This is a genomic window from Caldibacillus thermoamylovorans (assembly GCF_000751775.1).
Classification (GTDB): Bacteria; Bacillota; Bacilli; order Bacillales; family Caldibacillaceae; genus Caldifermentibacillus; species Caldifermentibacillus hisashii.
The window spans coordinates 16,254-27,244 of record NZ_CCRF01000073.1; the positions used below are offsets into that span (position 1 = coordinate 16,254).

The following is a 10,991-nucleotide window of genomic DNA, read 5'->3' on the forward strand; positions in this document are numbered from 1 at the left end:
AATAAAAAATGACATATGTTTTGTGCATACGTCATTTTTTATTAACTTAGTTCGTCAACGCTTGAATCGGTGCGGGGATTCTTCCACCACGCCGAATAAATTTTTCCGAACCATACCCGTTTACCGCCATGACCGGGGCTCGACCAAGTAAACCGCCAAACTCAATCATGTCCCCCTCACTTTTACCGGGAACAGGAATAATTCGGACTGCAGTTGTTTTCTTATTAATCATTCCAATGGCTGCTTCGTCGGCAATAATTGCGGATATTGTTGTAGCCGGAACATCCCCGGGAACAGCAATCATATCAAGCCCCACCGAACAAACACAAGTCATCGCTTCCAACTTTGAAAAACTGAGCGCATTGTCCACGACTCCGCGAATCATTCCGTTATCTTCACTAACCGGGATAAACGCCCCACTCAAGCCGCCGACATAAGAGCTCGCCATTGTTCCACCTTTTTTCACGGCATCGTTCATTAGAGCTAAAGCGGCAATTGTTCCATGTGTCCCAACCCGTTCGAGCCCCATTTCCTCTAAAATTTCGGCCACACTGTCATTCATCGCATTGGTTGGTGCCAGTGATAGATCCATAATCCCAAACGGAACACCGAGACGCTTAGCAACCACACGACCAATAAACTCACCGGCTCGAGTAATTTTAAAAGCAGTCTTTTTTATGACTTCAGATACTTCACCTAAATCAGCTTCCGGGTGCCGCTTTAATGCATTCAACACAACTCCCGGTCCACTAACCCCAACATTTAAAACGACTTCCCCTTCTCCGGTCCCATGAAATGCGCCTGCCATAAATGGATTGTCTTCAACCGGATTACAAAAAACAACCAATTTTGCACAAGCAAGTCCATTTTGACCCTTTGTCCTTTCCGCTGCTTCTTTGATAACCTCCCCCATTTTCCGAACAGCATCCATATTGATACCGGATTTGGTTGTACCGATTGAAACGGAGGCGCAAACTCGTTCGGTGACACTTAAACTTTCCGGAATCGCTTCAATTAATGTTTGATCTGCTTTAGTCATTCCTTTATGGACAAGTGCGGAAAAACCACCGATAAAATCGATACCCAATTCTTTCGCTGCATTATCAAGTGTTTTGGCTATTTCAATTGCTTGTTCCTTTGTCGCATCACCTAAAATTTCCGCAATCGGTGTAATCGAGATTCGCTTGTTAATGATTGGGATACCATACTCTTTCTCTACTTCCTCAGCAGTTTTTTTCAAATGCTGTGCATGGGTAGTGATTTTATTATAGATTCGTTGATTCATTTTAGAAAAATCGGAATCAGCGCAATTTTTCAGACTGATGCCCATTGTGACTGTTCGAATATCAAGATTTTCCAATTGAACCATGCGAATTGTTTCCATCATTTCATTATATGTAATACTCATTTTTGTGGACTCCTTTACAACAATCAATTAAATTCGATGCATAGCTTGGAAAATATCTTCCAGTTGGATATTGATTTTTAGATTTAGTTTTTCTGCAAGTTCATCCATCTCTTTTTGCAAGTCCTCCAAATTAGCTCCCGTCATATCGACAATCATCATCATTGTAAAAAACCCTTGAAGGATGGTTTGGCTAATATCCAGTATGTTAATTTTATGATTGGAAAGGATCGTCGTAACATTGGCAATAATTCCGATCTGATCTTTTCCAATAACACTGACTACTGCGCGTTTTTTCTCCATTTTTGTCACCTCATGTTTATAAAAAATAAGATTGGATATTTCCAATCTCAAGACAGAATAACATAGAAACAGATTGTTACTCTTCTGTCCTTTTGCCTGAGATTGTGAATCCGTCGGCGCCGGGATACCCGGTCTCTCCAGAAGCTGCTCCTTTTGTAGTGTTACCCACAAAATTCATCGCTTAAATTTTCTAATGAATATAGTCATATTATCAATGAAACGGGGGATGGTCAATAGAAAACCGACGCGAAATTTTGTCAATTCAGTTGGGATTTTTTGCGGAATTTCCGGTATTCTAGCAGGACTGGCGAATTTTTCGATTTTACTGTTGAATATGCGGGGGAACTGGTGAATACACGTACCCTGTTGGTGATTTACTCTTTTTTACTGTTGAATTAGCAGGTACTACTGATGAATTCTCGATTTCTTTTGTTGAAATTTTCCACTTTTACTGTTGAATTTCTTGATTTTGCTGTTGAATTACGGGGATGGACTGGCGAATCTAGGGGGACTGTTGAACGGCCGCCTACTATTAAATACTTCAATTTCCTATAAATTTAAAAATTACCTGGACTGGCGAATTCCGAACCTTTTCTTTCTTCCTCTTCAAAATAAGAACTTTTTGTAAATTTTTGTAAACACTATAGACGTCATTCGTGTGAAATTGTACACTCAAGGTATAAAAGATTACAATATTCAATTTATTATTGGGGGAAGGTCAAATGGCTACAGAAGATGATTTTAAAACTATGGATCAAATCATTTATCGAGTTGCCGCAAAACAAGTTTACGACCAATTAAAAACAAATAAAGACGGTTTATCATCCGAAGAAGCCAAAGAACGCTTACAACAATTCGGTAAAAATACAATTAAAGAAAAACAAGGGAGACCGCTATATTTACAATTTTTATCAAACTTTATCAGCATGATGGCAATTCTTCTCTGGATTAGTGGCGGTATTGCCTTCGTTGCCAAAATGCCCGAACTCGGAGTCGCTGTTTGGTGCGTCAATATTATTAACGGAATTTTTAGCTTCATTCAAGAATACAAGGCAAGTAAAGCAACAGAAGCATTAAAAAGTATGCTCGCTTCCTATGCCAGAGTGATCCGTGACGGGAAAGAAGTACAAATCTTGACCGATGAGCTCGTTCCCGGTGATGTGATGCTCATTACAGAAGGCGAAAAAATTTCTGCTGATGCCCGTCTTATTGAAGCAAGTGATCTGCAAGTGAACCAATCTGCGCTAACAGGAGAATCAAATCCGGTGCGAAAATTTTCCGATGCTATTCACCGAAATGATTTGACGAATCTTGAAATAGCTAATCTTATTTTCACGGGAAGTACTGTCTCCAGCGGTTCGGGAAAAGCGGTCGTTTTCAAAACAGGGATGGACACTGAACTTGGCAAAATTGCCGGGCTAACCCAAAACGTCACAGATGAACAGAGCCCGCTGCAAAAAGAATTAAATCGACTAACTAAACAAATCTCCATCATTGCACTGACATTCGGTTTTATTTTCTTTGTTCTTGCTGTTTTCTTCGTCAAAGACCCTGTAGCAGAGTCGTTCATCTTTGCATTAGGAATGATTGTCGCTTTTATCCCGGAAGGACTTTTGCCAACAGTCACCCTTGCCTTAGCTCGTGGTGTACAAAGAATGGTAAAGAAAAATGCACTTGTAAAAAACCTCTCCTCTGTCGAAACACTAGGCTGTACTACAGTCATTTGTACGGATAAAACCGGTACATTAACGCAAAACGAGATGACTGTAAACCATCTCTGGCTCCCGGATAAAGAGCTGGAAGTCACCGGAACCGGCTATGCACCAAAAGGGGAAATTATCGACGGGGACCATAAGATTACATTCAAGACGAATCCTGATGTTAATCTTCTCTTGACTGCTGCCAGCCTCTGCAGCAATGCGCGAATTTTGCCACCCGATGAAAAAAATCCACGCTACACTGTACTCGGTGACCCGACCGAAGCTTGTTTAGGCGTCGTTGCCGAAAAAGCGGGTTTAAGACTTGAAAACATACAAAACGAACAACCGCGCATCCGTGAACTCCACTTCGACTCGAGAAGAAAACGAATGACGACCATTCATCAATTAAATAAACCGATTCACGGAAAAAATCGGGTTGCCTACACAAAAGGGGCACCGAAAGAGTTAATTGAGCTTTGTGAAAATGTTCTGATTAACGGTCAAATCCAGCCAATAACCGATGATATGAAAAAAAAGGCTATGACAGCAAACGATAGCTATGCACGTCAAGGTTTACGGGTTTTGGCTGTTGCCGTCCGATATTTAGGTCTAGACGACCAAGATATCCCGACATCTTTAAGTGCTTATACACCCGAAATCATCGAACAAAAAATGACGTTTATCGGATTAGTTGTCATGGCTGATCCTCCGCGTCCGGAAGTCAAAGAAGCTGTGCAAAAATGTCATCAAGCAGGTATTCGCATTGTTATGATAACCGGTGACTATGGACTCACTGCCGAAAGTATTGCAAAGCGGATCGGCATTGTGACAGGCGATCACCCTCGCGTTATTTCCGGACTCGAACTAGAAGGAATGTCTGATGACCAACTGAAAAATGCCTTAAAGGATGAAGTCATTTTTGCACGGGTTGCGCCGGAACAAAAATATCGAGTCGTCGATAATCTCCAACAACTTGGTGAAGTCGTTGCGGTTACCGGTGATGGTGTTAATGATGCGCCGGCATTGAAAAAAGCCGATATTGGTGTAGCAATGGGAATCACAGGAACGGATGTTGCCAAAGAAGCCGCCGACATGATTTTGACTGATGATAATTTTGCTTCCATTGTCCATGCGGTTGAACAAGGACGAGCTGCCTACAACAATATACGTAAATTTTTACTTTATATTTTGAACAGTAATGTCCCGGAAGCTGCACCATCAATGGCGTTTTTGTTATCAAAAGGAGCGATTCCACTGCCGCTCACCATCATGCAAATTTTATTTATTGATCTTGGTACCGATTTAATCCCGGCGCTTGGTCTTGGCTCTGAAAAACCGGAAGCCGGCATTATGAACAAGCCACCAAGAAACTTGAAAGAACCTTTATTAAATCGAACCATTTTGATTAAAGCATTCTTTTGGTACGGTATTTTAGAATCCATTGTTTCTCTTTCTGCCTATTTCTTTGTCAATTCCATCAATGGTTTTTCGTTAGGAAATTTGGCTGAGGAAGGAAGCGCAACTTATATTGCTGCTACAACAATGACACTGGCTGCAATTGTTTTTTGCCAAATTGGTGCAGTTATGAACTGTCGTACAGAAAATGAATCCGTATTTAAAATCGGTTTTCTAAAAAATGTAACGATTAATGCAGGGATTATTCTTGAGGTCATTTTGTTACTGGTCATTATGCATGTGCCTTTATTTCAAAAAGTCTTTGGTACAGCGCCAATCGGGGTACAAAGCTGGATTTTCTTAATCTGCATTCCGCCTATTATTTTAGCCATTGAAGAAATTCGTAAAGCAATTTCGAGGAGAATAGTGCAAACTCATAAATGAACAGAAATGGAGTGAAGGAAAATGCGGGATATCATTGTTGGTTGTGGTCATATGGGAGCAAGTTTGGCGATGAATCTTCAATTAAGGGGGCATGATGTAACGATCATTGATAAGGATAAAGAGGCTTTTAAAAAATTACCTCCTGATTTTTCCGGTGTAAAAGTTGTCGGTTTTGGAATTGATAGAAAGATTTTAGAAGCTTTACGAATTGATCAAGTGGATGCGCTTGTTGCTTGTACGAATGATGATGAAACAAATGCGCTATTGGCCCGGATTGTAAAAAATCAATATCGGGTTCCTCAAGTGATTGCTTTACTATACGATCCAAGGAAAGCGGATATTTATCAAAGTTTCGGTATTCAAACAATTTCTCCTGTTTCCTGGGGAATTCAAAGAGTTACGGAATTATTAAGCTATAACCAACTGGATACTGTATGGTCCCCTGATAATGGTCAGGTGGAGATAATTCGGGTAGAAACTCCCCCACTTCTCATCGGTCATACCGTAAAAGAACTGATGAGTATGGGCGAAATTATGATTGTGACGATCAGTCGGGGGAATCAATCTATCATCCCTGTGTCGGGAACCATTTTACAGGCGCATGATGTTCTGTATATCGCTGTTGTTATGACTGCTAAAAATAAATTAAAAACGATGCTCGGATTAAGATAAGGGGTGAGTAATATGAATGTGATTATCATCGGTGGCGGGCAAGTTGGTTCTTATGTCGGAAAACTCCTGGAAGAAAATGGTATTCAAATAAAAATAATTGAAATACGTGAACATTTGATCGACAAGTTAATTGAGGATTTTTCCAGTGAGGTAGTTATTGGGGGAAGCGGAACAGACCCAAATACGCTAGAGGAAGCTGGAATTAAGTCAGCTGATGTTTTGGTGGCTGTTACCAGTCGTGATGAAGTAAATCTTGTCGCTTCCACCATTGCAAAGTTTGAATTTGGGGTGCGCCGTGTTGTCGCCCGTGTCAACCATCCGCGTAATGAGTGGCTTTATACGCATTCGATGGGCGTCGACGTTGCGATTAATCAATCGAATATTATGGCCCATATGGTCGTCGATGAAATGGATATGGAAAATTTGTCTACTTTAATGAAGTTAAACCGCGGCAACTACTCAATTGCGAAAGTCGCTGTACATGAAGGGTCTAGTGCAGTTGCAAAACCAATTAAAGATTTGGGGATACCCCCGAAATGCGTTTTGATTGCGGTTTTACGGGATGAGGAGGTCATCATTCCCCGCGGAGAAACGTTCATTGAACCGCATGATTCAATTTTGCTTTTGACAGATGCGGACGCAGAAAAAGAAATTAATCGGATTTTTGCGGTGAGTTAAATACCTATGAAAACGTATTTGCACTCCTGTCATAAATAAATGAGGTTAACCGATGAGCTAAACTTATTACCCTTTAAAAAGCACATAAAAATGTATTTGTGCCTCCTATCTTCGGTAATGTGGATAACTAAACTAAAACTACCAACTATCCGTTAAAAGCCTGAACGTTCTTATGAATACTTTTGTTATGTTTTGTTCATGAGAACTGGGCTTTTTGTGCACTGTGATTCCTTTTTTCCATAAGACCAGTGCTAGCCGATTCCTTCAAACCCCGATTATTTATTTATAACTAGTTCTTTTAATATCCTTACAAAAATTTAATCCCGCCCTCTTTCAGTTTGATGACTATTTATTTTTAGAAGTTGATGATAAAAATATCCTTGGATGATAAAAATATCCTTGCAAAATATTTTTATTGGTTATATAATAATTTTTGTCAGCGTTATAAAAAAAGAATATGGGGCATTAGCTCAGCTGGGAGAGCGCTTCGCTGGCAGCGAAGAGGTCAGCGGTTCGAGCCCGCTATGCTCCACTACCAAAAACCCTAGATATAATAGGGTTTCTTTTAATTTTTGAAGATTGGTTTTTTCGAAAGACTTCGGATTTGTATTGATTCTTCTATTAATAAAATAAACAGCCCCATTCACCATTTGAACGGAGCTGTTTGCATTTTTCGCTATTTTATAGAATTAACAACATCTCGAAACTTTTCCGCCTTTTGCATTGTAGCGCTCATCTTGGGCTTCGCAGAAAAATTCCTTCCGAGACTTTATTGGTTCGCCCGGATGATGTTTTTCCATATGCTCGACATACGTTTCGTAACAAGGAACACCGACTAACAAACTAAAAAATTGTTTCCGGTATCTTAATACTTTCTTAATCCATTCCATTTTGTTATGCCCCCGCATTGATATTTTCTCTAGGAATATACGGACTTTCATGAAGTTCCAGTCTTTGATTTTTCAGTATTTTAATCCAAATCCGAATGGCAGAAATAAACACCATAATAACAACAAGTATAAAGATGGCGCAAAGGGCTGCATCAATATAATCGTTAAACAAAATTTGTCGCATTTCACCTAAGTCTTTCGCCGGTGCTAACACTTCCCCGTTATTATATGCCTCTTGAAACTTGTTTGCATGAGATAAAAAACCGATTGCCGGATTCGAATGGAAAAGCTTTTGCCAACCGGCTGTCAATGTAACAACAAGTAACAAAACTGTCGGGATCAGTGTAACCCATGTATATTTTTTCTTACCCATTTTAAAGAGAACCGTTGTACCAAAGATTAAGGCAATACCTGCGAGCATTTGGTTTGAAATACCGAATAGCGGCCACAATGTGTTAATTCCACCAAGCGGGTCAACTACCCCTTGATATAAGAAATATCCCCAAGCAGCTACACTCAATGCGGTTGCAGTAATATTCGGTAACCATGCTTCGGTATTGGCGAAAGGTTTATATACCGTACCGATAACTTCTTGAATCATAAAACGGCAAACCCGTGTCCCTGCATCAATTGTGGTCAAAATAAACAATGCTTCAAATAAAATGGCAAAATGGTACCAGAATGCCATTAATGCTTTCCCGCCGATTACTTGGGAGAAAATTGTTGCCATTCCAATCGCAAACGTTGGTGCACCACCTGTACGGGATAGAATGGATTCTTCTTCAATATGATTACTAATTTCAGTTAACATATCCGGTGTAATGGTGTAACCCCACTCTGAGATTGTTGTTGCTGCGGTCGTCACATCGGTACCAATAACCGCAGCCGGGCTATTAATTGCAAAATAAATACCCGGTGTCAGTACACAAGCTGCAATCATCGCCATAACCGCAACGAATGATTCTGTCAACATGGCACCATAACCAATTGGACGCGCATGAGATTCCCGTTCAATCATTTTCGGTGTTGTACCGGAAGAAATTAAGGCATGGAAACCGGATACGGCACCGCAGGCAATGGTGATAAATAAAAACGGGAATAAATTGCCTGAGAAAACCGGACCTGTACCGTTGATAAATTCAGTTACAGCAGGCATTTGCAGATGTGGCATGGCAATAAAAATTCCAATCGCCAAACCGACAATCGTTCCAATTTTTAAAAATGTACTTAAATAATCCCGCGGAGCAAGCAGCAACCAAACCGGTAAAACAGCTGCCACAAATCCGTAAATAATCATCAAAATAGCAATCGTTTCTCCGCTTAAATTGAATATGGCCGAAAGTTCCGGATGTTGACCGATATATCTACCAAATACAAGTGATAAAATTAAAAGAATAATACCTAATGCAGTGGCTTCACCAATTCGCCCCGGTCTGACGAATCGCATATAAATCCCCATTAAAATCGCAATCGGAATCGTTGAGGCAACCGTAAATAATCCCCATGGACTACCGACTAACGCTTTAACAACAACAAGGCCAAGTACGGCAAGCAAGATAATCATGATACCTAAAATACCAACCATGGCAATAATTCCGGTTACTTTTCCCATTTCATCTTTAATCATTTCACCAAGGGATTTCCCATTGCGTCGAGTCGAAGCAAAAAGAATAATAAAATCTTGAACAGCTCCCGCCAGAACAACCCCTACAACGATCCAAAGGGTTCCCGGGAGATAGCCCATTTGTGCTGCTAATATAGGTCCGACAAGCGGTCCTGCACCGGCGATGGCTGCAAAGTGATGGCCGAACAAAACAACTTTGTTTGTCGGTACAAAGTCCTTCCCATCATTATTAATTTCACTAGGCGTTTTGCGATTATCATCCAGTTCAAAGACCCGTTTTGCCATAAATTTACTGTAAAAACGATAGCCAATCGCATAAACGCAAATCGCAGCGGTGATCAACCAGATGGAGTTAATTGATTCCCCTCTGTTTAAGGCTAAAATACCAAAACTTGCCGCCCCCAGTGCAGAAATCAAACCCCAAATAACAATTGATTTAATCGCCTTCATTCACTTACACCCACCTTTACAATATTTTGATATCGTCCATTGTTCAGAATTATACCACCCATTAAAATATTTGTATAATATGTTAATTATAATGATTATTAGATATTTATCTAAAAGTACGATAATTTATAAAACATAAAAATAGCACTCTTATATTTACAGAGATTTTCGGAAAACCGTAGAACTTTATATAGAAACATTTAAAGGCAATCCAAGATTAATCAAAGTAGAATCACTCATGGTGCTCCAATTCTTTCTCAACTATTTAACCTCATTTTTAAATTGCTTCGGTGTAACCCCTGTATATTTTTAAAAACTCTAATAAAATGGCTTTGATCGTAAAAATTTAATAGACTGGCAATGTCAGACATGGAGTAAGATGTATAGGATAATAAATTTTTTGCCTCATTCACCTTTACAGATTGAACATATTCACTAATCGACATTCCCACCTCTTTCTTAAACAATGTGGAAAGATAACTCGGATTCATCGCTACAATTTCCGCCAGTTTTGTGAGTGTGATTTCTTCATAAAGATGGGTAAAGATATAATGTTGACAAGCATGTATGTTAATATTAGGTTAAATATAAAAATCTTTTTAAAGGGTGGGAGTTATGGCGGAATACATAAAAGAAATAAGACAACTTATAGGATCCAGACCATTTATACTAGTTGGCTCAACTATAATTGTTATAAATGATAAACAAGAGATATTGTTCCAACACCGTTCAGACACAGAAGAATGGGGACTTCCAGGCGGGGCAATGGAACTAGGCGAAAGTTTGGAGGAAACTGCCAAACGGGAATTACTTGAAGAAACAGGGTTAAAAGCAAGAAAATTTAAATTCATTGATGTATTATCGGGAAAAGAGCTTTACTTTAAGTATCCTAATGGTGATGAAGTGTATAACGTTATATGCGTTTACCTAGCCAAAGAAGTTTATGGTGAATTGTCGATGACTGATGGAGAAAGTATTGATTTAAAATACTTCTCACCAAATCACTTACCTTCTAATCTTGATGATAGAGCGAAATTAATTATTGAAAAACACTTTAGATAATATCTGTTTCGAACATAACAACGCTTGGAAAATTGCCCAAGCGTTGTTTTTTCTGCTAGTTTTATTGCTAATTCGTGTTCGATAGCTATTATTTTTTACATGAGTATTTTTCACATTGATTGAACTGCTTAACTTCTGGACAGTCTTTTCTAATCCCCTAAATCGGGTCATTATCATTGTTACAGATCGTGATGGTTATACGCATGGATTAGTTGATGTATTTCAATCCCCTAAATCGGGTCATTATCATTGTTACGAAGGGTGATTTTGCTTCAGGTAATATCTTGAGAGTTGAATTTCAATCCCCTAAATCGGGTCATTATCATTGTTACTATTTCCAAAACGTTTTAACGGTTGCTAAAAAGTTT

8 protein-coding genes, 1 tRNA gene, 1 pseudogene and 1 riboswitch are annotated in these 10,991 nt (G+C 39.4%); of the genes and pseudogenes, 5 read left to right on the forward strand and 5 right to left on the reverse strand.

Annotation, left to right across the window (positions count from 1 at the left end):
- Window positions 1-46 precede the first annotated feature (46 nt).
- Window positions 47-1,408, reverse strand: coding sequence for a PFL family protein (locus BT1A1_RS13075; protein ID WP_034771965.1), 1,362 nt, complete (start codon window positions 1,406-1,408; stop codon window positions 47-49).
- A 27-nt stretch (window positions 1,409-1,435) separates the two neighbouring features.
- A complete protein-coding gene (locus BT1A1_RS13080) occupies window positions 1,436-1,708 on the reverse strand; it encodes an ACT domain-containing protein (protein WP_034771967.1) in 273 nt (90 codons plus the stop codon).
- 74 nt (window positions 1,709-1,782) lie between these two features.
- Window positions 1,783-1,859, reverse strand: a riboswitch (glycine riboswitch).
- Between the two features lie 571 nt (window positions 1,860-2,430).
- On the opposite strand from BT1A1_RS13080, the gene BT1A1_RS13085 reads away from it, so the two are divergent.
- The 4 genes from BT1A1_RS13085 to BT1A1_RS13100 all read left to right on the forward strand — a co-directional run bounded on the left by BT1A1_RS13085 (window position 2,431) and on the right by BT1A1_RS13100 (window position 7,129).
- Window positions 2,431-5,247, forward strand: a complete 2,817-nt coding sequence (locus BT1A1_RS13085; RefSeq protein WP_034771969.1) for a cation-translocating P-type ATPase — start codon at window positions 2,431-2,433, stop codon at window positions 5,245-5,247.
- Window positions 5,248-5,268: 21 nt separating this feature from the next.
- The gene (locus BT1A1_RS13090; RefSeq protein ID WP_034771971.1) at window positions 5,269-5,919 is read left to right on the forward strand and encodes a potassium channel family protein; all 651 of its coding nucleotides are present in this window, start codon (window positions 5,269-5,271) and stop codon (window positions 5,917-5,919) included.
- A gap of 12 nt (window positions 5,920-5,931) precedes the next feature.
- The gene (locus BT1A1_RS13095; RefSeq protein ID WP_034771973.1) at window positions 5,932-6,597 is read left to right on the forward strand and encodes an NAD-binding protein; all 666 of its coding nucleotides are present in this window, start codon (window positions 5,932-5,934) and stop codon (window positions 6,595-6,597) included.
- 459 nt (window positions 6,598-7,056) lie between these two features.
- Window positions 7,057-7,129: transfer RNA gene (locus BT1A1_RS13100), tRNA-Ala, on the forward strand.
- Between the two features lie 157 nt (window positions 7,130-7,286).
- Here BT1A1_RS13100 and BT1A1_RS13105 read toward each other — a convergent pair.
- The 3 genes and pseudogenes from BT1A1_RS13105 to BT1A1_RS17980 form a co-directional block, all read right to left on the reverse strand.
- Window positions 7,287-7,487: a YbdD/YjiX family protein gene (locus BT1A1_RS13105; protein WP_034771975.1), complete on the reverse strand. Its 201-nt coding sequence runs from the start codon at window positions 7,485-7,487 to the stop codon at window positions 7,287-7,289.
- Window positions 7,488-7,491: 4 nt separating this feature from the next.
- Window positions 7,492-9,561 carry a carbon starvation CstA family protein gene (locus BT1A1_RS13110; protein WP_034771977.1) on the reverse strand — a complete coding sequence of 690 codons (2,070 nt, stop codon included), beginning with the start codon at window positions 9,559-9,561 and terminating at the stop codon, window positions 7,492-7,494.
- Window positions 9,562-9,822: 261 nt separating this feature from the next.
- Window positions 9,823-10,130: pseudogene (locus BT1A1_RS17980) on the reverse strand (helix-turn-helix domain-containing protein); the annotation flags it as partial.
- Window positions 10,131-10,176: 46 nt separating this feature from the next.
- On the opposite strand from BT1A1_RS17980, the gene BT1A1_RS13115 reads away from it, so the two are divergent.
- Window positions 10,177-10,623, forward strand: coding sequence for an NUDIX hydrolase (locus BT1A1_RS13115; protein ID WP_034771979.1), 447 nt, complete (start codon window positions 10,177-10,179; stop codon window positions 10,621-10,623).
- The last annotated feature ends 368 nt before the right edge of the window (window positions 10,624-10,991 follow it).